Source organism: Marinomonas sp. THO17 (assembly GCF_040436405.1).
Taxonomy (GTDB): domain Bacteria; phylum Pseudomonadota; class Gammaproteobacteria; order Pseudomonadales; family Marinomonadaceae; genus Marinomonas.
The window spans coordinates 2,620,075-2,644,350 of sequence record NZ_AP031575.1; the positions used below are offsets into that span (position 1 = coordinate 2,620,075).

Annotated in this window: 19 protein-coding genes, 4 tRNA genes and 3 rRNA genes; 23 read left to right on the top strand and 3 right to left on the bottom strand. The window is 44.7% G+C overall.

The features are described 5' to 3' along the window. Positions 1-146 precede the first annotated feature (146 nt). On the top strand, positions 147-1,376 hold the full coding sequence (gene serA / locus ABXS85_RS12440; RefSeq protein WP_353666855.1) for a phosphoglycerate dehydrogenase: 1,230 nt from the start codon (positions 147-149) through the stop codon (positions 1,374-1,376). An 88-nt stretch (positions 1,377-1,464) separates the two neighbouring features. Here the strand turns inward: serA and ABXS85_RS12445 are convergent, their stop codons facing one another. Further along, entirely contained in the window at positions 1,465-3,432 is a 1,968-nt protein-coding gene (locus tag ABXS85_RS12445; protein ID WP_353666856.1) for a methyl-accepting chemotaxis protein, read from the bottom strand. 340 nt (positions 3,433-3,772) lie between these two features. Between ABXS85_RS12445 and ABXS85_RS12450 the strand changes: the two genes are divergently transcribed. The 7 genes from ABXS85_RS12450 to rrf all read left to right on the top strand — a co-directional run bounded on the left by ABXS85_RS12450 (position 3,773) and on the right by rrf (position 13,415). Next, positions 3,773-4,885, top strand: a complete 1,113-nt coding sequence (locus ABXS85_RS12450) for an extracellular solute-binding protein (protein ID WP_353666857.1) — start codon at positions 3,773-3,775, stop codon at positions 4,883-4,885. An 80-nt stretch (positions 4,886-4,965) separates the two neighbouring features. Continuing rightward, positions 4,966-6,051 (top strand): ABC transporter ATP-binding protein, encoded by a 1,086-nt coding sequence (locus tag ABXS85_RS12455; RefSeq protein WP_353666858.1) that lies wholly within the window; start codon positions 4,966-4,968, stop codon positions 6,049-6,051. Beyond that, entirely contained in the window at positions 6,044-6,931 is an 888-nt protein-coding gene (locus ABXS85_RS12460) for an ABC transporter permease (RefSeq protein ID WP_353666859.1), read from the top strand. Before ABXS85_RS12455 ends, ABXS85_RS12460 begins: the two co-directional genes overlap by 8 nt. Beyond that, positions 6,928-7,731, top strand: a complete 804-nt coding sequence (locus tag ABXS85_RS12465; RefSeq protein ID WP_353666860.1) for an ABC transporter permease — start codon at positions 6,928-6,930, stop codon at positions 7,729-7,731. Before ABXS85_RS12460 ends, ABXS85_RS12465 begins: the two co-directional genes overlap by 4 nt. 381 nt (positions 7,732-8,112) lie before the next feature. Then, positions 8,113-9,653 (top strand): 16S ribosomal RNA (locus tag ABXS85_RS12470). 363 nt (positions 9,654-10,016) lie between these two features. After that, positions 10,017-13,095 (top strand): 23S ribosomal RNA (locus tag ABXS85_RS12475). Positions 13,096-13,300: 205 nt separating this feature from the next. After that, a 5S ribosomal RNA gene (gene rrf / locus ABXS85_RS12480) occupies positions 13,301-13,415 on the top strand. Together the 16S, 23S and 5S rRNA genes form the textbook arrangement of a ribosomal RNA operon. Before the next feature lie 401 nt (positions 13,416-13,816). On the opposite strand, the gene ABXS85_RS12485 is transcribed toward rrf, so the two are convergent. Together ABXS85_RS12485 and ABXS85_RS12490 are read right to left on the bottom strand one after the other, a co-directional pair. Then, positions 13,817-15,157, bottom strand: a complete 1,341-nt coding sequence (locus tag ABXS85_RS12485) for a GH1 family beta-glucosidase (protein ID WP_353666861.1) — start codon at positions 15,155-15,157, stop codon at positions 13,817-13,819. A gap of 124 nt (positions 15,158-15,281) precedes the next feature. Further along, the gene (locus ABXS85_RS12490; RefSeq protein WP_353666862.1) at positions 15,282-15,716 is read right to left on the bottom strand and encodes a GNAT family N-acetyltransferase; all 435 of its coding nucleotides are present in this window, start codon (positions 15,714-15,716) and stop codon (positions 15,282-15,284) included. A 90-nt stretch (positions 15,717-15,806) separates the two neighbouring features. Here ABXS85_RS12490 and ABXS85_RS12495 point away from each other — a divergent pair, with 90 nt between their 5' ends. The 15 genes from ABXS85_RS12495 (at position 15,807) to rplL (ending at position 24,140) form a co-directional block, all read left to right on the top strand. Next, on the top strand, positions 15,807-16,982 hold the full coding sequence (locus ABXS85_RS12495; RefSeq protein ID WP_353666863.1) for an alpha/beta fold hydrolase: 1,176 nt from the start codon (positions 15,807-15,809) through the stop codon (positions 16,980-16,982). Positions 16,983-17,044: 62 nt separating this feature from the next. Next, positions 17,045-17,923 carry a phytanoyl-CoA dioxygenase family protein gene (locus ABXS85_RS12500; RefSeq protein ID WP_353666864.1) on the top strand — a complete coding sequence of 293 codons (879 nt, stop codon included), beginning with the start codon at positions 17,045-17,047 and terminating at the stop codon, positions 17,921-17,923. Between the two features lie 29 nt (positions 17,924-17,952). Next, on the top strand, positions 17,953-18,906 hold the full coding sequence (locus tag ABXS85_RS12505) for a biotin--[acetyl-CoA-carboxylase] ligase (protein WP_353666865.1): 954 nt from the start codon (positions 17,953-17,955) through the stop codon (positions 18,904-18,906). After that, positions 18,890-19,618: a type III pantothenate kinase gene (locus ABXS85_RS12510; RefSeq protein ID WP_353666866.1), complete on the top strand. Its 729-nt coding sequence runs from the start codon at positions 18,890-18,892 to the stop codon at positions 19,616-19,618. Before ABXS85_RS12505 ends, ABXS85_RS12510 begins: the two co-directional genes overlap by 17 nt. Next, positions 19,619-20,326 carry an SPOR domain-containing protein gene (locus ABXS85_RS12515; protein WP_353666867.1) on the top strand — a complete coding sequence of 236 codons (708 nt, stop codon included), beginning with the start codon at positions 19,619-19,621 and terminating at the stop codon, positions 20,324-20,326. Positions 20,327-20,401: 75 nt separating this feature from the next. Next, positions 20,402-20,485 (top strand) — tRNA-Tyr (locus ABXS85_RS12520). A 3-nt stretch (positions 20,486-20,488) separates the two neighbouring features. Further along, a tRNA-Gly gene (locus ABXS85_RS12525) sits at positions 20,489-20,563 on the top strand. A 1-nt stretch (position 20,564) separates the two neighbouring features. Next, positions 20,565-20,640: transfer RNA gene (locus ABXS85_RS12530), tRNA-Thr, on the top strand. Between the two features lie 115 nt (positions 20,641-20,755). Next, positions 20,756-20,831 (top strand) — tRNA-Trp (locus ABXS85_RS12535). Positions 20,832-20,871: 40 nt separating this feature from the next. After that, positions 20,872-21,240, top strand: coding sequence for a preprotein translocase subunit SecE (gene secE, locus ABXS85_RS12540; RefSeq protein WP_353666868.1), 369 nt, complete (start codon positions 20,872-20,874; stop codon positions 21,238-21,240). A gap of 9 nt (positions 21,241-21,249) precedes the next feature. Beyond that, on the top strand, positions 21,250-21,783 hold the full coding sequence (gene nusG / locus ABXS85_RS12545) for a transcription termination/antitermination protein NusG (RefSeq protein WP_353666869.1): 534 nt from the start codon (positions 21,250-21,252) through the stop codon (positions 21,781-21,783). Positions 21,784-21,831: 48 nt separating this feature from the next. Then, complete coding sequence (rplK, locus tag ABXS85_RS12550; protein WP_353666870.1) at positions 21,832-22,266, top strand: 50S ribosomal protein L11; 435 nt, start codon at positions 21,832-21,834, stop codon at positions 22,264-22,266. Further along, positions 22,266-22,961, top strand: a complete 696-nt coding sequence (gene rplA / locus ABXS85_RS12555) for a 50S ribosomal protein L1 (RefSeq protein WP_353666871.1) — start codon at positions 22,266-22,268, stop codon at positions 22,959-22,961. Before rplK ends, rplA begins: the two co-directional genes overlap by 1 nt. A 224-nt stretch (positions 22,962-23,185) precedes the next feature. Then, positions 23,186-23,686, top strand: a complete 501-nt coding sequence (gene rplJ, locus ABXS85_RS12560; protein ID WP_353666872.1) for a 50S ribosomal protein L10 — start codon at positions 23,186-23,188, stop codon at positions 23,684-23,686. An 82-nt stretch (positions 23,687-23,768) separates the two neighbouring features. Beyond that, the gene (gene rplL, locus ABXS85_RS12565) at positions 23,769-24,140 is read left to right on the top strand and encodes a 50S ribosomal protein L7/L12 (protein ID WP_353666873.1); all 372 of its coding nucleotides are present in this window, start codon (positions 23,769-23,771) and stop codon (positions 24,138-24,140) included. The last annotated feature ends 136 nt before the right edge of the window (positions 24,141-24,276 follow it).

Genomic DNA, 24,276 nt, shown 5'->3' on the forward strand with positions numbered 1-24,276 from the left:
GTGAGTATCTGGTACCTACTATTCATGAGTTTTGTTCTTATCATAATGAATCACATTCTAGTATTCTGAATACGACAAAGAATGTTCTGTGTTACCATATGGCCTTAATTTTTCCCCCACCCTAAAACAGAGAAATTGAACGAGCCATGAGCAACACTTCATTAGACAAAGCGAAGATTAAAATTTTGTTACTAGAAGGTGTCCATCAGTCTGCATTGGATGCACTAAACGATGCGGGTTACACCAATATTGAATACCACAAAACAGCCTTAGCTGAAGAAGAATTGATCGAGAAAATCTCGGAAGCACACTTCATTGGCATTCGCTCTCGTACACAATTGACTGAGAAAGTATTGAGTCATGCTAACAAATTGGCAGCGATTGGTTGCTTCTGCATCGGTACTAATCAAGTTGATCTAGAAGCGGCCAGTGCGAAAGGTGTCGTGGTTTTTAATGCGCCTTATTCTAATACGCGAAGTGTGGCTGAGCTGGTACTTGGTCAACTGATTTTATTATTGCGAGGTATTCCTGCGAAGAACGCAGCGTGTCATCGTGGTGGTTGGATTAAATCGGCTGTAGGTTCATATGAAACTCGTGGTAAGCGTTTGGGTATCATAGGTTACGGTAGTATAGGTACACAACTAAGCGTACTGGCTGAATCTTTGGGTATGGAAGTGTGTTTCTATGACATTGTTACCAAATTGCCTTTGGGTAATGCCCGCCAAATCAAAAGTTTGAAAGAGTTGTTGGCCACCAGCGACATTATTAGTTTGCATGTACCAGAAACCGCTTCGACTAAGATGATGATTGGTGCACAAGAGGTATCTTATATGAAGAAGGGTTCTATCTTCATTAATGCCTCTCGTGGCACAGTTGCGGATTTGGATGCTTTGGCAGAAGCGATCAAAGCTGGAGATCTTGCGGGTGCAGCAGTGGATGTGTTTCCTGTTGAGCCGAAAGGTAACGACGAAGAATTCAAGTCGCCATTGCGTGGTCTAGATAATGTGATTCTAACGCCGCATATTGGTGGTAGTACGATGGAAGCGCAAGAGAATATCGGTGTGGAAGTGGCAGAGAAACTGATTAAATTCTCTGATGTGGGCACCACAATTGCAGCCGTCAACTTCCCTGAGGTTGCTTTGCCTGCACAAGCTGATGATCATCGTATTCTGCATATTCATGAAAACCGTCCTGGCGTGTTATCTAAGATCAACGCTATCTTTTCTGAAAACGGTATCAATATTACAGGTCAGTATCTACGAACTACTGAGAAGTTAGGTTACATGGTTATGGATGTGGATTCTGAAACAGGTGAATTGGCATTGGAAAAAGTGAAGCAGGTTGAAGGCACCATCAAAGCGCGCGTATTGTTCTAAGCTTTTGTTTCTCTTGTTGATATAAAAAAATCCAGCTGCGGCTGGATTTTTTATATTTAATACTTTTTTATGGATGTTTCAGCAAACATCAGTGAATACCCAATGTGGTGGTAATATCCTGAATCTTCTGTTTGATATTGTCCGTCACGCGAGACATAAAGGCTTCTGATTCATTGGCTTGCTCGCGAATGTTGCTAACGGCGTTATTTAAATTGCTCATGCCTGCTTTTTGCTCTGCTGCATAACCTGTGGCTTTGTTGGCTAAATGAGTCGATTGCTGAGATTTTTCCAAGACATCTTGTGCGGACTGTCCTAAAGCTTGTGTCAGGCTGATTTGCTCGGTGGAAGACTTTTCGATTAATTGTAGATTGCTTTTTAGCTTGCCTGTCGCCTTGGTAAGTGAGGCAAAAATTTGTGTTATTTCTTCTAGAGACTGTTGAGTTCGATTCGATAAGCTTCTTACTTCTGATGCCACAACGGCGAACCCTCTTCCATGTTCCCCCGCTCTAGCCGCCTCTATTGCTGCATTCAGTGCCAATAAATTGGTTTGTTCCGATATGTCCTTGATTCCACCAACAATGGTTGAAGCATTTAAAACCGAGTTTTCAAGATTCTTCAGAGCATGCTGACTACTATTAAGGCGGTCGACGGTGATTTCATTGGCTTTGGCAAGAGAGGCAGCTTGGTCGACACTGTGTGTCATAGCTGTGTTGGTTTCTTGTGCATAATTTGCCACTTCTTGTGCACGAACTTCGGCTTTGTTGGCCAAGACTTCTACTTGGTTTGACATACCCAGTGTATTGTCCAATTCTTGTTTGGAATTGACGCTGATTTCGTGTACTTGCGCAAAAGCATTGAGCATTTCATTTAGCGAGATAGAAATATTGCTTAGCTCTGTATCCCGTTGTTGTTTCTGTACGCTGACTTGTTCTAAATAGCGATTGAGATAATGTGCCACATCCGACAATTCGTTTTTGGCTTTACCGACTTTAAGGGTCTGAACATTTTGATGTTCAACCAATTCTTTTACAGCTTTGTAAAGATCTTTGGCACTGTTTACCACGACTTTATTGGTGAATAAATGTACCGAAATGGTGGTAATGATCATAAGTAAGACAAAAAGAGAAAAGGCAATTAGGGTTTGTAGCTGAGTATTTTGGGCACTTTGTTGAATGCTGCTAGTGCCTGCTTTTAATGTGCTTTCAAGTTGCTCAATTAGGCCGCGGATTTTTGTTTGTGCCGCGGTCGCTTGTTGTATGCCAGCCAAACTAGAACGAACATCTTTTAAATAACGGTTTGACCATGTGTTGAGTTCACTTTTGACCTCTTCTAATGGATCTGTCGCCTCATCACTTTCTTCGGATGCCCAGCCCATCAAAGCCGATAAATCGTCTTCGTCATCCGTTGTTTGACTGTTTTTTAAATCCAAAATAGGTAAAGCATTAAATTCAGCAATGTGATCTTTAAAACGCTCAAGGGCTTGTTGCAAACGCTGTAAATTGTCTTCTGTGGTATTAGCAAGGTATTCGTCTTTGGCGCGTCTGACATGAGCTAAATCGGCATATAAATAAGCCTGGCTGGATAAGTAGGGCGCCGCTTGAGTTAAGTCATTAGTTTCAAGATACTCAGCAATTTTATCCGCCAATGCATCCAATGATAGTAAGGTTTGCAGCTCATTATTTTCGATTAAAGCAAAAGGGCTGCCTGCTAATTTGCCCGCAGCTCTTACGTCTGATTCCAAGCTGTTCAAAATTTCAGCCAATGGTGCCTGAATAGGTTCTTTGATTTGGGCAGGTAGGGTGTTCAAGGTTGGGGTAATTTGCGTTTGAATAAATTCTTGAGCAGATTGCAATTTTGATGCTTCACCTGAAGACAGGTAACTTTCAATTTGTTGTTTTAAATCAATAGCAGAATATTCCCATACTTGTGCGTATGAATTGCTTTCTGAAAATGCACTGCGAAACTTCATTAAGCTCCATAGTAATAAGGCAATCAGCATGACAGCAATAATTAGGTAACTTATTGTCGTGGTACGCGTGACGTTAGATATTTTCAATTAGTAGCCCATTTTACAAAATATTAGGTAGGACGGTCAGACTAAATTTATTTTGTTACCGTTTTGTGACTACAAGGAAGGTGATTCGCATGAGATGTTTTCTGGGGGACCTGAAATCAATAAATTGACAGCGACACAAAAATGATTGTATACGACAAAAAGCATATCAATATTGCTATTTTTTATTGCTATTTTTCACAATAACTTACATGGTCACTGAATCGTCACGATAACAAGTTAGGTTATCAGTATTATTAAACACTCGTTTAATAAGTATTGAACTTTTGTGTTATTTCCGTTTTGATAATATGACAACAACTAATGAAAAAGGAGCTCGAGCATGACCCTTTCACGTCGTCAGTTTGTAAAAGGTGCCTCTATTGCAGGTGCTGTTGCGGCTACGCCATTCTCAATCAATCGCGCTATTGCAGCCAATAAAGAACTACGTATCTATGCGTGGGCTGGCTATATTACGGATGAAATGTTAGCGGACTTCAAAGCCAAAACAGGCATTAATGCTACCTTTACACCATACGGTACTAATGATGAATTAATGAATTCATTGCGAGCGACAGATGGCACTGGTTTTGACATCATTATGCCGACTGTTGACCGTGTACCAGGGTATGTTGATTATAACCTAATCCAGCCTCTAGATGTGAAACGTGTCAATTGGAGCGGCTGTCTTGACAGTGCTCTAGAAGGCTCTGACGTAGGTGGTATTGTGAATGGTAAACGTTACTTTGCACCATCGGACTGGGGCACAGAAGCCATTACCTATAACACACAATATGCAGATGTTGACCCAAACAACCTAAGTTACGGTGACCTATGGAAGCCTGAAAATGCTGGTGGTGTGACGGTACGTGGCCATTCTGCTTTAGTTGGTATTGGCTTGTGGTTAGAAAAAGCTGGTAAGTTACCTTACCCACTTCTAGAGTCCTACAAAAACGAAAAAGCCATGCGTGCTAACTTCGATGTCATTCTAAAAGTGGCGGTTGAAAATAAAGCGTCGATTGCTCAGTTCTGGTCTACAGAAAACGAAGCGCAAGGTGCTTTCCGTGCCAATGGTGCGGTGATTGGTCAAACTTGGGATAGTACCGCTTTCAAACTCAAGTCTGAAGGTGAACCAGTGGCTTACGGTGCGCCAAAAGAAGGTGCGTTGGCTTGGATGGAAGGCTTCGTTATTCCTAAAAATGCTAACAATGTGGATTCGGTTTACGAATTCATCAACTGGTATTACACACCAGAAGCGGGTGCTATGTTTGTGAAAGCAACAGGCTATAATTCGACTTCAAAAGGTGCGGCAGACTTGCTGCCTGAAGCAACTAAGCAGTTCTTCAAAGATTCTTACACCCAGCAAGATCTTGCTAACCTATGGTGGTGGCCTATCCAAGAGCCTTGGTATGTGGCCCTGCGTAACGAATATCAAGACCGTTACCTATCTGCCTAAGTGATTTGCTAAAGCCCCTCGGGAGAGATTTGTCTTCCGAGGGGCTTTTTTACATTAATGATTAATATTTGAGAGAACCAATGGATAGTAGTGTTCATTTAGACAATGTCGTAATGCAATTTGGTGATTTTACAGCCATTCAAAAGTCTGATTTAAAGATTGAGTCAGGGGAGTTCTTTAGTTTTTTAGGCCCTTCTGGTTGTGGTAAGACCACTATTTTGAACATGATTAGCGGCTTTCTAGACCCTACACAAGGCTGTGTCAAGATTGGTGGGCAAGATATGGCTGGTGTACCTGCAAACAAGCGCCCAACCTCGATGATTTTTCAAAACCTCGCGCTCTTTCCATTGATGACGGTGGCTGAAAACATAGAGTTTGGGCTGGAGGTCCGCGGTGTTTCGAAAAGTGAGCGTAAGAAAACCTCTGATCGTTTGTTGGAATTGGTTGCGTTGGAAGGTAGTGGCCACAAAAAAGTTTCTGAATTGTCAGGGGGGCAGAAGCAGCGTATTGCGATCGCACGTGCTCTGGCTGTTGAGCCACAGGTCTTATTATTAGATGAACCGCTTTCCGCTCTTGATCTTAAACTGCGTCAGCACATGCGCACAGAGCTAAAAGAGATCCAGCGTAAAACGGGCATTACCTTCATTTACATTACCCATGACCAAGGTGAAGCGCTGACTATGTCAGACCGTGTTGCCGTTATGTCGGCGGGCCGTATTCAGCAGGTGGCTGATCCTATTACCCTGTACCGTGACCCGAAAACCGCTTTTGTTGCTTCCTTTGTCGGTGAAAATAATGCGATTAAGGGTGAAGTTGAGCAAATTAATAATGGTGTTGCTGACATTCGCTGTGATGAATTGGGTGTTTTAAAAGGTCGTGTTCAGTCTTCTGTGTCAGTTGGTGATGAAGCTACTTTATTCATCCGACCTGAGCATTTTCGTTTACAAGCAGAAGGCGGTATGCAGAGTATTGAGGTTGAAATTGAAGAAGTTAACTTTGAAGGGGCTTATTTAACGTTAAGTACCTTGTCTAAAACCTCTCAACAGCAAAGTCTGAATATTCAATTAGGGGCGCATCAATATGATGATTCCTTAACCAAAGGTGCGGCATTGACCTTGTCTTATCAGATTGAGGATGCATTGGTGATTGGGGGTGGCGATGTTTAATCAACTCACCGCGCGTTTCGGTAGTGGGCTAGCGGTTGGTATCATTGGAATGATTGCCATTTGGTTGATTGCGCTTGTGATACTGCCGCAATTGTTGATGGTGGATTATTCGTTCCGTCCTAATTTGCTACCAGCAGAAGTGGGTGGGCCGAAAGATGTTTACTCATTGGTAAACTATGAGACCTTGTTTAGTAATCAAATCCACTTGAAAATCTTTTTTAAGACAATTTGGTCTAGTGTTTTAGTGACAGTACTAACTTTAATGGTTAGTTACCCTATTGCCTATTACCTAGCAAAAGTGGCGACACCACAAAAAGCTGCTTTGTGCCTTTTATTACTGGTGATTCCATTTTGGATCAACGAAATTCTAAGAACCTTCTCTTGGTACATTATTTTGGCTTATCGTGGGCCATTAAATGCATTGTTGCTTGGTTTAGGGTTGATTGATCGTCCTATTCGCTTCTTATCGGGTGATGGTGGTGTATTGATTGGTATGGTGTACGCCTACATTCTTTTCATGATCTTTCCTATCTACAACGCTATTGAGAGTTTAGACACCAATCAAATTAAAGCGGCGCGAAATTTGGGAGCAGGTTGGATTCGTACTCATTGGCGAGTCATTATTCCCCATGCCAAGCCAGGGATTGCGACGGGTTGTATCATGACTTTCATGCTGGCGGCTGGAAGTTACGCGGTACCTGCATTACTAGGTTCACCTGGTAGTCGTTGGTTTACACAGATTATTTACAACTGGTTCTTTGAAGGTGGTAACTGGAATCAAGGTGCTGCTTATGCCTTCTTATTGTTGATTATCTGTATTGGCTTTATTGCCTTGGTAATGCGTGTGTTTAAAGTGGGCCTAGGAGACATTGCACGATGAGTTCAGAAAGCATTATGCGATTTGGTGTTCGCTTTTATATCGGAGTATTTTTCTTATACCTATTTACACCACTTATTATCATGGGGTTGGCTACTTTTAATGACAGCCGTTTTCCAACGGTTTCACCATGGCGTGGAGCAACACTTAAGTGGTTTGAGGCCTTGGCGCAAGACGGTGCCATGTGGCAGGCATTGTGGACCAGTATCATAGTGGCTGCAGGCGTCTTGGTAGTGGCCGTGCCAATTGGGATTTGCTGTGCCTTGTTCTTATCGACCGTGCAAGGTAAAGGAAAAACCTTTCTTTATTCACTGATGATGTCACCACTTTTAACACCTGGTGTTATTGTGGGTATTTCTACGCTGATCTTCTGGAAAGGGTTATCCGTGAGTGGCGGTGTCTTTTTGACCGTGATTGCACAAACTACCTTTATTGCAGCGTACGTCATGTTGATGGTGTTAGCGCGACTACAGCGTTTTGATCGCACGCTGGAAAATGCTGCGTTGAGTTTAGGGGCAACACAATGGCAAGCGTTTCGTCGCATTCTTTTGCCTTACCTTAAGCCTGCGATCTTTTCGGCTGCTGCCATTGCCTTCTTGCAATCCTTCGAAAACTATAACACGACCTTGTTTGTGAAAGGTTATGACACAACCTTGACCGTTTATATTGCATCTAAAGTGCGTACTGGTCTAACCCCTGCGGTGAACGCTTTAGGTTTAGTGATGATTACCATCACCATTTTGCTGGCGGTGGTTTACGAATGGAAACGTCGTAAAGAAGCGGCTAACGTTAGTGAGTCCTGATCACTAGGAAATTGGTGTTAAGCCGTTAAAAAGACCTGTTATTGACGGATAACAGGTCTTTTTGTTTATTCTTTGTACAGAACGAAAAAACGTAACCAAAACCTCGAAAAAAACGAAAAAATGGCTTGCTAAAAATCTGTATATCCTTAATATACGCCTCCGCTGACACGGGGTGCTCTTCAGAACAACGAAACATCCAATATTAAGTCAGACGCTCTTTAAAATAGATAATCAGATAATTTGTGTGGGCGCTCGCTGGGGCTTCGAAAACTTGAAGTCTTACGAGAGTCAAACACGTCAATTCGCTTTATTAAGTAATTGTTAGTGTTTCGATGTTTGAGTAAGCAAACTTTTGCTTTCGAGCAATTAGTTAAAAGATTTTAACTGAAGAGTTTGATCATGGCTCAGATTGAACGCTGGCGGCAGGCTTAACACATGCAAGTCGAGCGGTAACGGGAGAAGCTTGCTTCTTGCCGACGAGCGGCGGACGGGTGAGTAACGCGTAGGAATCTGCCTAGTAGAGGGGGACAACATGTGGAAACGCATGCTAATACCGCATACGCCCTTAGGGGGAAAGGAGGGGACTCTTTTGAGCCTTCCGCTATTAGATGAGCCTGCGTGAGATTAGCTAGTTGGTGGGGTAAAGGCCTACCAAGGCGACGATCTCTAACTGGTCTGAGAGGATGACCAGTCACACTGGGACTGAGACACGGCCCAGACTCCTACGGGAGGCAGCAGTGGGGAATATTGGACAATGGGCGCAAGCCTGATCCAGCCATGCCGCGTGTGTGAAGAAGGCCTTAGGGTTGTAAAGCACTTTCAGGAGTGAGGAAGGGTGCTTGGTTAATACCCAAGTATTTTGACGTTAGCTCCAGAAGAAGCACCGGCTAACTCTGTGCCAGCAGCCGCGGTAATACAGAGGGTGCGAGCGTTAATCGGAATTACTGGGCGTAAAGCGCGCGTAGGTGGTTTGTTAAGTCTGATGTGAAATCCCAGGGCTCAACCTTGGAATGGCACCGGATACTGGCAGGCTAGAGTACGGTAGAGGGGTGTGGAATTTCCTGTGTAGCGGTGAAATGCGTAGATATAGGAAGGAACATCAGTGGCGAAGGCGACACCCTGGACTGATACTGACACTGAGGTGCGAAAGCGTGGGGAGCAAACAGGATTAGATACCCTGGTAGTCCACGCCGTAAACGATGTCTACTAGCCGTTGGGTTGTAATGACTTAGTGGCGCAGCTAACGCAATAAGTAGACCGCCTGGGGAGTACGGCCGCAAGGTTAAAACTCAAATGAATTGACGGGGGCCCGCACAAGCGGTGGAGCATGTGGTTTAATTCGAAGCAACGCGAAGAACCTTACCTACTCTTGACATCCAGAGAACTTAGCAGAGATGCTTTGGTGCCTTCGGGAGCTCTGAGACAGGTGCTGCATGGCTGTCGTCAGCTCGTGTTGTGAAATGTTGGGTTAAGTCCCGTAACGAGCGCAACCCTTATCCTTACTTGCTAGCGGGTGATGCCGAGAACTTTAAGGAGACTGCCGGTGACAAACCGGAGGAAGGTGGGGACGACGTCAAGTCATCATGGCCCTTACGAGTAGGGCTACACACGTGCTACAATGGCGTATACAAAGGGTTGCGAACTAGCGATAGTAAGCGAATCCCATAAAGTGCGTCGTAGTCCGGATTGGAGTCTGCAACTCGACTCCATGAAGTCGGAATCGCTAGTAATCGTGGATCAGAATGCCACGGTGAATACGTTCCCGGGCCTTGTACACACCGCCCGTCACACCATGGGAGTTGATTGCTCCAGAAGTAGCTAGCTTAACCTTAGGGATGGCGGTTACCACGGAGTGGTCAATGACTGGGGTGAAGTCGTAACAAGGTAGCCCTAGGGGAACCTGGGGCTGGATCACCTCCTTAAACGATGAAAGTTCTGGTGAGCGTTCACACAAATTATCTGATGGCCATGAGTTCTCATGGTTACTTATCTTAAAGCGAATTAGACAGAGTTCTAAGCAAGAGGTTTGATGGAATCATCAAGCATCTGACTTAGTGCTTTGCACTAAACTTGCTCTTTAACAATTTAATTTTTGAAATAGACGATAATCAAGCGTCAAACCGGTGGATTGCGTTGTGCTTAATCTTACTTCCTTCTGATTAAGAATGACGACAATCTAAGATCGTAAATCCAATGCTGAGACAAAAGCGGCGTTGGTATGTAGTTCAGAGTAGTGACGGACTAAGTATCACTTAGAATGTTAAAAAAACTATTTTGGGTTATATGGTCAAGTGACTAAGCGTGCACGGTGGATGCCTTGGCAGTCAGAGGCGATGAAGGACGTGGTAATCTGCGAAAAGGTTCGGGGAGTGGATAAACACGCTGTGATCCGAACATGTCCGAATGGGGAAACCCACCCGCTTGCGGGTATCGTATGGTGAATCCATAGCCATACGAGGCGAACCCGGGGAACTGAAACATCTAAGTACCCGGAGGAAAAGAAATCAACCGAGATTCCCTGAGTAGCGGCGAGCGAAAGGGGATTAGCCCTTAAGTTTAATTGGTGTTAGTAGAAGGCTCTGGAAAGAGCGGCCGTAGAGAGTGATAGCCTCGTATACGAAAACGCCTTTTGAATGAAAACGAGTAGGACGGGACACGTGTTATCCTGTCTGAACATGGGGGGACCATCCTCCAAGGCTAAATACTCCTGACTGACCGATAGTGAACCAGTACCGTGAGGGAAAGGCGAAAAGAACCCCAGTGAGGGGAGTGAAATAGACCCTGAAACCGTGTACGTACAAGCAGTGGGAGCGGTGTCAACTCAAGCTTCTTGATGGTTGCCTTAGCGAAGCAAGGCCAACCGCAAAAAATCAAGCAGGGAGTTTGAGTGACACCGTGACTGCGTACCTTTTGTATAATGGGTCAACGACTTATTTTCAGTAGCAAGGTTAAGCATGTAGTGGAGCCGTAGGGAAACCGAGTCTTAATAGGGCGTATAGTTGCTGGGAATAGACCCGAAACCGGGCGATCTATCCATGAGCAGGTTGAAGGTTGGGTAACACTAACTGGAGGACCGAACCCACGTACGTTGAAAAGTCCGGGGATGACTTGTGGATAGGAGTGAAAGGCTAATCAAGCTCGGAGATAGCTGGTTCTCCTCGAAAGCTATTTAGGTAGCGCCTCGTGTATTGCCATTGGGGGTAGAGCACTGTTTGGGCTAGGGGGTCATCCCGACTTACCAACCCCATGCAAACTCCGAATACCAATGAGTATGAGCACGGGAGACACACGGCGGGTGCTAACGTCCGTCGTGGAAAGGGAAACAACCCAGACCGTCAGCTAAGGTCCCCAAGTTACAGTTAAGTGGGAAACGATGTGGGAAGGCTTAGACAGCTAGGAGGTTGGCTTAGAAGCAGCCACCCTTTAAAGAAAGCGTAATAGCTCACTAGTCGAGTCGGCCTGCGCGGAAGATATAACGGGGCTCAAACTGTACACCGAAGCTACGGATGAAAACGCATCACTTAATGCTATTTAGCGAGACGCTTGCGAACGTGCGAAGCACGAGAGCAAAGCGGTTCCTCTCATTAGAGGGAGGGTAAGCGAGACAGAAGAAGTGGTATTAAGGATGCGTTTTCATGGTAGAGGAGCGTTCTGTAGGCCGTTGAAGGGGAAGCTGTAAGGCACCCTGGAGGTATCAGAAGTGCGAATGTTGACATGAGTAACGATAAAGGGAGTGAAAACCTCCCTCGCCGGAAGACCAAGGTTTCCTGTCCCATGTTAATCAGGGCAGGGTGAGTCGGCCCCTAAGGCGAGGCTGAAAAGCGTAGTCGATGGGAAACAGGTTAATATTCCTGTACTTATGCATATTGCGATGGAGAGACGGAGAAGGCTAGGCCAGCGCGGCGATGGTTGTCCGCGTTTAAGGTTGTAGGCTGGTGACTTAGGAAAATCCGGGTCGCCCTCTTTTAGAGAAGGCTGAGAATTGATGACGAGTCCTCTTTTGGACGAAGTGGTTGATGCCCTGCTTCCAGGAAAAACTTCTAAGCGTCAGATATGTGTGAACCGTACCCCAAACCGACACAGGTGGTCAGGTAGAGAATACCAAGGCGCTTGAGAGAACTCGGGTGAAGGAACTAGGCAAAATGGTACCGTAACTTCGGGAGAAGGTACGCCGACCGGTGTGAAGGACTTGCTCCGTAAGCACTGGTCGGTCGAAGATACCAGGTGGCTGCGACTGTTTATTAAAAACACAGCACTCTGCAAACACGAAAGTGGACGTATAGGGTGTGACGCCTGCCCGGTGCTTGAAGGTTAATTGATGGGGTTAGCTTAGGCGAAGCTCTTGATCGAAGCCCAAGTAAACGGCGGCCGTAACTATAACGGTCCTAAGGTAGCGAAATTCCTTGTCGGGTAAGTTCCGACCTGCACGAATGGCGTAACGATGGCCACACTGTCTCCACCCGAGACTCAGTGAAATTGAAATCGCAGTGAAGATGCTGTGTATCCGCGGCTAGACGGAAAGACCCCGTGAACCTTTACTATAGCTTCACAGTGAACTTTGAACCTACTTGTGTAGGATAGGTGGGAGGCTTTGAAACTAAGACGCCAGTTTTAGTGGAGCCGATCTTGAAATACCACCCTGGTATGTTTGAGGTTCTAACTCAGGTCCCTTATCGGGATCGAGGACACTGTGTGGTGGGTAGTTTGACTGGGGCGGTCTCCTCCCAAAGAGTAACGGAGGAGCACGAAGGTGTGCTCAGCATGGTCGGAAATCATGCATAGAGTGTAAAGGCAAAAGCACGCTTAACTGCGAGACAGACACGTCGAGCAGGTACGAAAGTAGGTCTTAGTGATCCGGTGGTTCTGTATGGAAGGGCCATCGCTCAACGGATAAAAGGTACTCCGGGGATAACAGGCTGATACCGCCCAAGAGTTCACATCGACGGCGGTGTTTGGCACCTCGATGTCGGCTCATCACATCCTGGGGCTGAAGCCGGTCCCAAGGGTATGGCTGTTCGCCATTTAAAGTGGTACGCGAGCTGGGTTTAGAACGTCGTGAGACAGTTCGGTCCCTATCTGCCGTGGACGTTTGAGATTTGAGAGGAGCTGCTCCTAGTACGAGAGGACCGGAGTGGACGAACCTCTGGTGTTCCGGTTGTCACGCCAGTGGCATTGCCGGGTAGCTACGTTCGGACGGGATAACCGCTGAAAGCATCTAAGCGGGAAGCCTCCCTCAAGATAAGATCTCACTGGGACTTGAGTCCCCTAAAGAGCCGTTCGAGACTAGGACGTTGATAGGTTGGGTGTGTAAGCGTTGTGAGGCGTTGAGCTAACCAATACTAATTGCTCGTGAGGCTTGACCATATAACACCAAAGTGGTTTTACAGAACTCTGAAGAAAACAGAGTGAACTAGAAAGAATTTACGATAGTACTGAAATGGTTCCAGACAATTTTCAGTATTTCCTCCATCCTTGGAGGTTCCGGTTTGATACTTGATTATCGCTGTTTCAAAAGTTGATTGTTAAAGATAGCAAGTAAACGAATTTGTGCTGAGCACATCCGAGTTTTCTTGATAATCATAGAGGCGTTGAACCACCTGATCCCATCCCGAACTCAGAAGTGAAAAGCGCCATCGCCGATGGTAGTGTGGGAGATCCCATGTGAGAGTAGGTCGTTATCAAGATCTTAATTAAGAAGCCCTGATCGGAAACGGTCGGGGCTTTTTTACGTCTGTAAGATTTTTTATGTCTATAAGAAAGTTAAACCTTCCTTGTTCACATAATCCGATCCAAGCGCGACGCCTTGCGTCACTGACGTCGTCAGCGACTCATGCTGTATTGGATCTGAACGAAGGGTATTGTTGAACCACCTAATCCCATCCCGAACTCAGAAGTGGCTCTTTATACGCCGTAGGCGCTCCCCATGCCGATGGTAGTCCTACAAGGGGATAAGCATGTGAGACTAGGTTGTCATAAGTATTCGGTTTAATTAAAAGAGTCAGAGTCCCTCAATCTGTTTATTAAGTTGGACGCTCTTCTGCTTTGACTAAAAAGAACATTGCTAAGTTTAGATACCTTTCAAAAACTATTTACGACTTTCTAATAAGGCTTTGTAGGCGTGCCCACTCCGCTTAATAGTGCGCTTCTGGGTTTTGTAGTCGACGTAGCAAAGACCGAAGCGTTTGCTATAGCCCTCTGCCCATTCAAAGTTATCCATTAGGCTCCAGGCAAAATAGCCTCGAATGTCCACACCAGCTTCAATGGCGTCATTGACGGCGTTAATGTGACCATCGAGATAGCGAACTCGTTGGTCATCATTTACTTCACCATTGATTAGTTCATCTGCGCAAGCAGCACCATTCTCGGTTATAAACATAGGTGGTAAATTATATTGCTTGTTTAGGTTGATCAGTAACTCACTAAAGGCATGAGGCGCAATTTCCCAGCCGATGTCTGTGTATTCCACTTGCTGTTGATTTTTAACATCTTTGAATAAGGTCTTTTCATCGTATTCATTGTGATTACAGGTGTAGAAATTCATTCCTATAAAATCAATGGGTTGCGAAATAATCTCCATATCGCCAGGCAGTACGGTAGGCAGATATTCTGGCAAGAGTTTTTCTAAAAGTTTGGGGTATTGTCCATTGAGTAATGGCTCAATAAAAAATTGGTTATCTAATGTTTCTCGTACTAGTGCTGCAAACTGATCTTCACTTTTGGCGGATGCTGCGTAGGTACGATTCATATTCAATACGATGCCGACCTGACTCTGAGGGCTGTTTTGTTGGATAACAGGTAGAGCTAACCCGTGTGCTAATAGTATGTGATGAGCTGCTTGTCGGCCATATTTTGGAGAAGCCAAGCCAGGGGCGTGAATACCATATTCATAACCAAGAATGGCAGAACAGAATGGCTCATTAAAAGTGCTCCAAGCATCCACCCATTTGCCAAGTTCTAGAGTGGCAAGGTTCACATAATCGACAAAACGATAAGCAGTATCACGATTGACCCAGCCACCATTGTCTTCAAGGTGTTGAGGTAAATCCCAGTGGTAAAGTGTTACGAAGGTTTTGATGCCTTTGATTTTCAGCGATTTGAGTAGTTCACGATAAAAATGAATGCCTTTTTCGTTAGGGCGACCTTGTTTGTCCATTATTCTTGGCCAAGCAATAGATAAACGATAAGCATCAACCCCAAGGTTGCTGATGAGTTCGATGTCTTCTTTCCATAAATAGTAGTGGTCACAAGCTAATGAACCGTCATCACCATTAAGTACTTTACCTGGAGTGGCGCAAAAAGTATCCCAGATGGAGGGTAGACGACCATCAGTAGTATTTGCCCCTTCAATTTGAAAAGCGGCAGTAGCAACACCAAAGGTAAAATCTTTAGTCAGCATTTTAGATTGTTTAGGTAAGCTAATGGTCATGTATACCTCAAGTTCTTATCTTATGATCGAGTCGTTTTAGTGTGCGACAAAGGTAATAGAGGGTATGGAAACAGGTCAATATTGGTTAATGGTATTTAGAGATTTAAGATTATTTAAGCATATTTTAAGGGGCAATATAATGCATAGATATGATTTTTCGCCCTTGTGATTGATAGCTTCTGAATCGTTTTTCTAATTCGTAGGGAAGTTGCTCTGGAAGGATTGGCTGAAAGTGGTTTGATATATAAAAATCAGTTAAATGATTGAGGGCGAAGCAGTAACAGGCTTTTTGGTTTAAGATAGCTTGTAGATTATTAATAAGGTGATGTCCTAGACCTTGGTTGCGGTAGTTCGGGTGAGTCACCATAGCGGTTAAAAGCTGGCAATCATTAAATTGCTTCAGACGTACGGCAGCTAGGATTATGTCTTTTTGCTTAATTGCCCAAATTGGATCGGCTTTGTTGGGTCTTCCGCTTGGGTAATAAGCTTGATAAAACTTTTTTACCAATGGAAACCAGAGTGCTGGCACTAATTCGGCGTTGGGAAAAGGACAAGTCATATTAAATGCTGTCTGTTTTTGGAGGATATGAGGATAGCAGTATAACATACTGTATTTTGGTTTCATGAAGATAAACTTGAGGGATAGAAAATGTGGCGAAAATGGCTTGTGTTTGGATTGCTTGCTTGGCTTTGGCCAATCTCAGTAAATGCCGCACATTCATTATTAGAGTATGGCCATGGAGAATCATTTGATGATTTTGTGGCACGCAGTAAGGTGTATTTAAAGCAACATAAGGTATGGGTAAACGAACAGCAGCAAGCGCGAGAATTATCAGCTGTGCTGCCGTTTGAATTGAAACCAGATTCAAGGCAATGTGAGGGACAGCCAAAAATTGGTTTGTTGCTATCGCATGGATTATCCGATTCGCCATTTTCAATGCGTGATCCTGCGCTTGCATTGCAGCAAGCCTGTTATCAAGTACGCGTTATTTTGTTGCCGGGTCATGGCACGCAATCTGCTGATTTATTGGAAACACCTAGGCAGGCATGGCGTGACAGCTTTCGTCATGCAGCTGAGGTTTTTGAACAAGAGGTAGATGTAATGTACGTCGGTGGCTTCTCCACCGGTGGTGCGTTGGCGCTAGAGTACGCTTGGACACATCCAGATAAGATTTCTGGTGTAGTTTTATTTTCGCCTTTACTAAAAGTAAATAGTGCCATTGATTGGTTGTCACCTTTATTAGCCACTGTTAAAGATTGGCTAGATAATTATCCTAGTGATGACTTTGCTAAGTACGCTTCAATTCCTCTTCCTGCTATTGCTGAAGCATATAAGTTGGCAAAGGAAGTACGTAACAAGGTGATGAAAAAACCACGAGATATTCCCGTCTTTATTGCGATGTCTGAACAAGACCAAACGGTTGATTCTAAAGTGACACTGGAAGTCTTTAATAAAGCCATGATCAGCTCTAAAAGTCAGATGGTGATGTACAGTATTGATAAAGTCAGTGGTACTTCGGATCGTCTAAAAATTTACAATAGTCGTTGGCCTGAGCAGCGTATTTTAGGTATGTCACATATGGCAGTTCATGGTAATCCACAAAACCCTTATTATGGTTCGGAGGGTGAATATCGAATTTGTGGTTGGTATTTTGATGATCCGGAGGTATACGAACAATGCCGTTCTGATAAGGCAAACTGGTTTGGTGAAAAGTCGGATGAACTGAGTGGCAAAAGTGCTCATGCAGCTCGATTATCATGGAATCCAGATTTTGCTTCTTTAATGAAAGAAGTGTCGTTTTTTATGCAAGCGAATGCTAATTAGTACTATGGTGTATGTTGGTTTGGTTGTTTGTTGGTTGTTTGTTGGTTGTCGAGGTGGAAAATATGTTAGTCAAATTGCCTTCAGTGGTATTAACGGAGCAACAGGTTGCGCAGTATCACAAGGATGGGTATTTGATAATAGAGTCATTGGTTCCTGAACAAGTATGTGACGCCCTCAAAGAAAGAATGACGACCTTGATGTCAGGGTTTGATGCGAGAGCGTATCGCTCTATTTTTACTACTAATGAACAATCACGCCACACGGATCAATATTTTATAGATTCAGCGAGTAACATCTCATTTTTTTTTGAGGAAGAGGCGTTCGATGAGCAGGGTGATTTAAAGCAAACTCTGGAACTCTCTATTAATAAGGTAGGTCATAGTTTACATACTCAGGATGCTCTATTCCGTGCTTTTTCTTTATCTAATGTCTGGGGCTCTATGCTGAAACAATTGGGCATGCAAGAACCACGAGCCGCGCAATCCATGTATATTTTTAAGCAACCAGGCATTGGTGGTGAAGTGAATTGTCACCAGGATAGTACTTTCTTATATACAGATCCAATGAGTGTGATTGGATTGTGGTTCGCGATAGAAGACGCGACTTTGGACAATGGTTGCCTCTGGGGAGTGCCAAAAGGTCATAATGTTGGCTTACTTAAACGCTTTGAGCGTATAGCGCCTCAAGCCATTAAAACCAAAATGGTGGTAATGAAAGAGTATCAATGGCAAGACAGTGAATTGGTGGCGTTGCCTGTTCCTAAGGGGTCGCTGGTTTTATTAAATGGTGAGTTTCCGCATTTAAGTTATGCGAATCGTTCTGAGCAATCTCGCCATGCTTATGCAGTGCATGCTGTTGATCAAAAATGTGATTATCCTGAAGTAAATTGGTTGCAGCCGAATGTTGGAAATGTCTTTCCAGCTTTTCAGGCAAATACCTAAATATAATAATGATGGTAGAGGCATGATGAATGCGAGCAGTACTGGCTTTACTGAGTGACAATCAGTTTCACTCAGGAGAGGAGTTGGGAGAAGCGCTAGGCGTTACTCGCGCTGCGGTCTGGAAAAAGTTAAAAAAACTTGAAGCGATTGGCGTTCGGGTGCATTCGGTGAAGGGGCGTGGCTATCGTTTACCGACGCCGTTGGAGCTGTTGTCAGAATCTTCTCTTAGAGAATTTGGCGTGCCTGATGAGATGGCCATTAAATTGGATTTTGAGACTGAATCTACTAATGGCGATGCTAAGCACTATATTGCACAAGGTGGTCAATTGCCTGCGTTATTTTCTGTAGAGAGACAAACCAATGGTCGTGGTCGTCGTGGTCGCCAATGGGTGTCTGGGGTAGCAAAGAATTTAACTTTCTCCTTCGTGTGGCGTTTTGAAAACGGTCCAAGTGTAGTGGAAGGATTGAGTTTGGCGGCAGGCGTTGCGGTTGCTCGTGTGTTAAAAAAGGTGGGCATTCCCAACCCTGGTTTGAAGTGGCCAAATGATGCGCAAATCGATGGACAGAAGATTTGTGGCATATTACTCGAAATGGTGGCGGATCAGGACGTGTGCGATGTCATTATCGGTATTGGTCTGAATGTAGAGATGGAAGAAGGCGTAATGATGAACGTCGATCAACCGTGGACGGATTTGGTATCACGTTTGGCGTCGCGTCCGAGTCGTAATTATCTTTTAGCGGAATTGACGAAAGAGCTGATTGGGGTGTGTGAGCGGTTTGAAGACGGCAATGGTATGAAGCATTTTCAATCCCATTGGCAAGCTTACGATGTATTGTTCAATCAACCTATTCGGGTGCTCTCCGCTTCTCAGCAGCGTCAAGGGATTGCCAAGGGAATCGACGAGAAAGGTGCTTTGTTACTGGAAGAGAATGGTGAAATGGTAACCTTGCACGGGGGAGAAGTGAGTGTCCGACGAGTCTGAAGTATTAATAGTCGATGCGGGTAATACCAGTATAAAATACACGGCCTTTCGTGGTGAGCAAGTATTGTGGGTTGAGCGTGGTGAAGTGCCACCAATAAAGACCGAATTTACGCCGCAGCGCATCTATTTTGCTAGTGTGCGATCTCAGGAGCAAAGTGCGTTATTGCATGCTGATATAAAGGCAGCGCTACCAAACGCTGAATGGCTAAGTTTGACCAGTACTGCCCAGGCGTGTGGGGTGATCAATGCTTATTTTGAGCCGGAAAGGTTGGGGATTGATCGATGGTTGAGTGTGGTAGCGGCTTATCACTTGGGTGGTAACAAGATTGTGTTAGATGCTGGTACTGCGATAAAGTTGGATTTTGTTAATCAGCAGGGCGAGCATTTGGGTGGTTATATTACACCTGGTTTAAAAATGATGGAATCTTCACTATTAGCAAATACGGCACGTATTCGTTATTTACCGGATGAAGTGAAATTGGCCGATACCTTACCAAATTCCACTGCCAGAGCTGTGGTTGAGGGTGTGCATGAAATGGCATTGGCTTTTATTGAGCGAGTTAAGGCTCAACATCCGACGTTTCAATGGGTGGCAACCGGTGGAGACGCTAAAGCCTTGCTTGAATCATTAGACATAACAATGGATTATCAACCGCATTTGGTCGCCATGGGGGCTAAGCGTGTTGGTGATGAGTTATTAAAGAGGCAGTAAATGAAGTGGCTTTTTCTTCTGGTGGTATTGTTAAACGCTGCTTTTTTGAGTTGGCATAACCTGGCAAAGGATTCTGCTGTGCAAAATAAAGAAAATATTTATGGCCCGCCTGTTAGTGAGAAAATTCATCTGCTATCTGAAGATGCTGCGGTGAGTGAGCAAGATTATAATGCTGGTGTGGTATCGAATGATGAACTGGTGGAGGCTTTAAATAGAGTTGTAGAGAAGCAGTCCGCCACGCCACAAGAAAATTTATTGTGTCCGCGTATTGTGGCGGATAATCAATCATCTCGTGCAAGTGTAAAGGCCGAGCTGCAGAAAGTAGGCTGGGCATTTGATGAAAAAGAGGTGACGGGCAAGCGCCCTAAGTTCTGGCTTTATATTTCGGCTCCCGAAACACAGCAGCAAGCGGCAGCAATAGTTAAGGATTTAGCGAGTAAAAAAATAGACAGTTTTGTTATTACGCGTGCGGAGATGAAGAATCGAATTTCACTTGGATTGTATTCGGCACAAGATAGGGCGGAGCAAGCAAAACAACGGATTGAGAAGAGTTCTGGTTATCCTGTCGACATCTATGAGCACCTAAGAACAGTTCCCCTATTTGAATTAGATATAAAAGATCCTGTCAAGGTGGTTGACTGGGATGCTTTTGTGGTGCGCTTTGATCTTAGCAAGATGATGATAAAAATAGAAAAAAATCCTTGTTAGTGCTTGCAATTAGTAAAGTGATTCATATAATGGCTCCCACCTTTTGGGGTGTTGCATTGCAACATTTGAGTTAGTGGAGGGGTTCCCGAGTGGCCAAAGGGAGCAGATTGTAAATCTGCCACGAAAGTTTCGGTGGTTCGAATCCACCTCCCTCCACCATTTGCGGGTATGGTATAGTGGCTATTACCTCAGCCTTCCAAGCTGAAGAGGCGGGTTCGATTCCCGCTACCCGCTCCAAGCTCATGTAGCTCAGTTGGTAGAGCACACCCTTGGTAAGGGTGAGGTCGGCAGTTCAAGTCTGCTCATGAGCTCCAGTTTTTCTAAGCAAAAGACAGGTGGTTTAACCGCCTTTTTTATTGTCTGTTTTTTGGGCAGATACCCTTGCTAATCTAAGCATGTTTCGGTATCATCCTCCGCCCATACGAATGTAGGCCAATAGTTCAATTGGTAGAGCACCGGTTTCCAAAACCGGCTGTTGGGGGTTCGAGTCCCTCTTGGCCTGCCATTTATCGTATCCTATTTCTTTGTTAGGGATCACCTAAAGTATGAGTTCGAGTGCTGAAGCTCAAGCGTCTCGCGGAGACGTGTTAAAATGGGCGATTGTTGTTTTATTGGTTGCGGTTGGTGTGGTTGGTAATAATTATTACGCAACTGAATCATTGTTGTATCGCTTAATTGCTATTTTGGTATTGGCTGTTGTGGCTGGTTTTGTTGCGCTGCAGACTGCAAAAGGTAAGGCTTTTTTTACTTTGGCAAAAGAAGCGAAGACTGAAATACGTAGAGTAGTGTGGCCAACTAGACAGGAAACAGTGCAAACAACCCTTATAGTGTTGGCGGTAGTTGTTTTTATGTCTCTCGTGCTGTGGGGAGTGGACTCACTCCTTAGTTGGATTGTGTCCTCGGTAATTAGTTAGGAGCTACTCGTGACCAAACGATGGTATGTAGTACAAGCGTACTCAGGGTACGAAAAGCACGTAATGCGTTCGCTTATTGAGCGAGTGCAGGTTATGGGGCAAGAAGAGAATTTTGGTGACATCTTGGTGCCAACCGAAGAAGTGGTTGAAATCCGTGATGGTAAGAAGCGCAAGAGTGAGCGTAAGTTCTATCCAGGCTATGTATTGGTACAAATGGATATGAATGATGACTCTTGGCATTTGGTGAAAGGTACGTCTCGTGTGCTTGGTTTTATCGGTGGTACAGCGGATAAACCATCACCAATCACCGATCGTGAAGCGAATGCAATTTTGCAGCGAGTTAACGATGGTGCTGATAAGCCTCGTCCGAAAACCTTGTTTGAAGTGGGTGAAGTGGTTCGTGTTAACGAAGGTCCATTCGCTGACTTTAATGGTGTTGTCGAAGAGGTGGATTATGATAAAAGTCGAATCAAGGTGGCGGTGCTTATTTTTGGGCGCTCTACACCAGTTGATTTGGAATTTAGTCAGGTTGAAAAAGCCTGATTTTTTAAACGGGTAGCCTTCGGGCGGTGACCCATCTGGAGTTATAAAATGGCTAAAAAAGTCGAAGCTTATATCAAGCTACAAGTTAAAGCGGGTCAAGCGAACCCAAGTCCACCAGTTGGTCCAGCTTTGGGTCAGCATGGTGTGAATATCATGGAGTTCTGTAAGGCATTTAATGCGAAAACGCAAAATGTTGAACCTGGTCTTCCAACGCCTGTAATCATTACTGTTTACAACGACCGTAGTTTCACTTTCGAAACAAAATCTACGCCTGCTGCTGTACTTCTTAAGAAGGCTGCTGGTATCAAGAGTGGTTCTCCACGTCCTAACACTCAAAAAGTGGGTACGGTTACTCGTGCGCAACTTGAAGAGATCGTTAATGCTAAGCAGGCTGATTTGACTGCTTCAGACATGGATGCGGCTGTTCGTACTATTGCTGGTAGTGCACGCGCTATGGGTTTGGAAGTTGAGGGTGTGAACTAATGGCTAAGTTAACTAAACGCGCTCGCTTGATCGCAGAAAAAGTAGACGCAACTAAGTTGTACTCTGTTGAAGAAGCAGTTGCTCTTTTGTCTGAATTGTCTACTGTTAAATTTAAAGAGTCTGTTGATGTTTCTATCAATCTAGGTGTTGATCCACGTAAATCTGACCAGGTTGTTCGTGGTTCTACTGTACTGCCACACGGTGCTGGTAAAGACGTACGTGTAGCTGTATTTGCTCAAGGCGCAAACGCTGAAGCTGCAAAAGAAGCTGGTGCTGACGTTGTAGGTTTTGAAGACTTGGCTGAGCAAGTTAAAGGCGGTGCTCTAGATTTTGATGTGGTTATTGCTTCTCCAGACGCTATGCGCATCGTTGGTCAACTAGGTCAGGTGTTGGGTCCTCGTGGTCTTATGCCTAACCCGAAAGTTGGCACTGTAACGCCAGATGTTGCGACTGCTGTTAAAAACGCAAAAGCAGGTCAAGCACGTTACCGTACAGATAAGAATGGTATTGTTCATACAGGAGTCGGCTCTATTGAGTTTACTGCTGAATCGATCAAAGGCAACCTAGAAGCTCTACTGGCTGACATTCGTCGTGCTAAGCCAGCTTCTGCAAAAGGTGTGTACATGAAAAAAGTGACCTTGTCTTCTACAATGGGGCCAGGTCTACAAATTGATTTAGGTGCGCTAAGCTTCTAAATCATGCGCTTTGGGGTCTGTCTTAGTAGCTTGGCTACCTGACAGGCCGTCAAAGACCGCAGGAACCTAATGGGTTTAATCAAATGTTGGAAAATATTTGTCCTGCGCAGATGGTGTGGCCCGATTCAGATGTACTGGATCTAACTCACCAGCAAGTACTCCGAGTGATCGGAGAGTTGGTAAAAATAGGGGAATACGTTCCCTGCTAATCCAGGAGAAAACCAGTGGCATTAGGTCTAGAAGACAAAAAAGCCATTGTCGCCGAAGTTAGTGAAGTAGCTAAAACTGCGTTGTCTGCAGTCGTTGCTGATTCTCGCGGTGTTACCGTGAGCAGCATGACAGCACTTCGTAAAGAAGCGCGTGAAGCAGGTGTATTCGTACGTGTAGTGCGTAACACTTTGGCTCGCCGTGCAGTTGAAGGTACTGACTTCGAGTGCTTAACTGAGAGCTTTGTTGGTCCAACTTTGATTGCTTTCTCAAACGAACACCCAGGTGCGGCGGCTCGTTTGTTGAAAACTTTCGCAAAAGAAAACGACGAGTTTGAAGTTAAAGCGTTGGCGTTCAACGGTGAGTTGATCCCAGCAGGCGACATTGATCGTTTGGCATCTTTGCCAACATACGAAGAAGCGATTGCGAAACTGATGAGTGTTATGCAGGGCGCAACCAGCAAGTTTGTACGTACTCTTGCAGCAGTACGCGATCAAAAAGAGCAAGAAGCGGCTTAATACGGCAATTCGTATCCCTTCTTGATAAATATTTTGTTTTGTCACCCTTGGGTGACGCTAAAGAATGCTAGGAATCTGAGTCATGGCTCTAAGTAAAGAAGATATCATCAATGCAGTAGCAGAAATGTCTGTAATGGACGTTGTTGAACTAATTTCTGCAATGGAAGAAAAATTCGGTGTAACCGCAGCGGCTGCTGTTGCTGCTGGCCCAGCTGCTGAAGCTGGTGGTGCTGCTGAAGCACAAACTGAATTCGACGTTGTTCTTACTGCTGCAGGCGATAAGAAAGTTAACGTAATCAAAGCTGTTCGTGCAGCAACTGGTCTTGGCTTGAAAGAAGCTAAAGCAATGGTTGACGGCGCTCCAGCAACTGTTAAAGAAGGCGCTTCTAAAGAAGACGCTGATGCACTTAAAGCGGCTCTTGAAGAAGCTGGTGCATCTGTCGAAATCAAGTAATGCTACTTGTATTTCCCGATTTCGACCGCTAGTCGAAATGGCTGGTGACATATTTATGTCACCGGCCTTTTTGGGTTTCAGAAACTCAAATAAAATCTACAGAATTTTTTTAAATGGGAGGGAGATAATCCTCCCA

Bases quoted from the DNA above. Each gene is read 5' to 3' on its own strand.
- ABXS85_RS12500 (WP_353666864.1), top strand. From the start codon at position 17,045: ATGTTAGTCAAATTGCCTTCAGTGGTATTAACGGAGCAACAGGTTGCG.
- serA (WP_353666855.1), top strand. From the start codon at position 147: ATGAGCAACACTTCATTAGACAAAGCGAAGATTAAAATTTTGTTACTA.
- ABXS85_RS12515 (WP_353666867.1), top strand. From the start codon at position 19,619: ATGAAGTGGCTTTTTCTTCTGGTGGTATTGTTAAACGCTGCTTTTTTG.
- ABXS85_RS12490 (WP_353666862.1), bottom strand. From the start codon at position 15,716: ATGACTTGTCCTTTTCCCAACGCCGAATTAGTGCCAGCACTCTGGTTT.
- ABXS85_RS12455 (WP_353666858.1), top strand. From the start codon at position 4,966: ATGGATAGTAGTGTTCATTTAGACAATGTCGTAATGCAATTTGGTGAT.
- ABXS85_RS12460 (WP_353666859.1), top strand. From the start codon at position 6,044: ATGTTTAATCAACTCACCGCGCGTTTCGGTAGTGGGCTAGCGGTTGGT.
- ABXS85_RS12505 (WP_353666865.1), top strand. From the start codon at position 17,953: ATGCGAGCAGTACTGGCTTTACTGAGTGACAATCAGTTTCACTCAGGA.
- rplK (WP_353666870.1), top strand. From the start codon at position 21,832: ATGGCTAAAAAAGTCGAAGCTTATATCAAGCTACAAGTTAAAGCGGGT.
- secE (WP_353666868.1), top strand. From the start codon at position 20,872: ATGAGTTCGAGTGCTGAAGCTCAAGCGTCTCGCGGAGACGTGTTAAAA.
- ABXS85_RS12465 (WP_353666860.1), top strand. From the start codon at position 6,928: ATGAGTTCAGAAAGCATTATGCGATTTGGTGTTCGCTTTTATATCGGA.
- rplA (WP_353666871.1), top strand. From the start codon at position 22,266: ATGGCTAAGTTAACTAAACGCGCTCGCTTGATCGCAGAAAAAGTAGAC.
- ABXS85_RS12450 (WP_353666857.1), top strand. From the start codon at position 3,773: ATGACCCTTTCACGTCGTCAGTTTGTAAAAGGTGCCTCTATTGCAGGT.
- rplL (WP_353666873.1), top strand. From the start codon at position 23,769: ATGGCTCTAAGTAAAGAAGATATCATCAATGCAGTAGCAGAAATGTCT.
- ABXS85_RS12495 (WP_353666863.1), top strand. From the start codon at position 15,807: ATGTGGCGAAAATGGCTTGTGTTTGGATTGCTTGCTTGGCTTTGGCCA.
- ABXS85_RS12485 (WP_353666861.1), bottom strand. From the start codon at position 15,157: ATGACCATTAGCTTACCTAAACAATCTAAAATGCTGACTAAAGATTTT.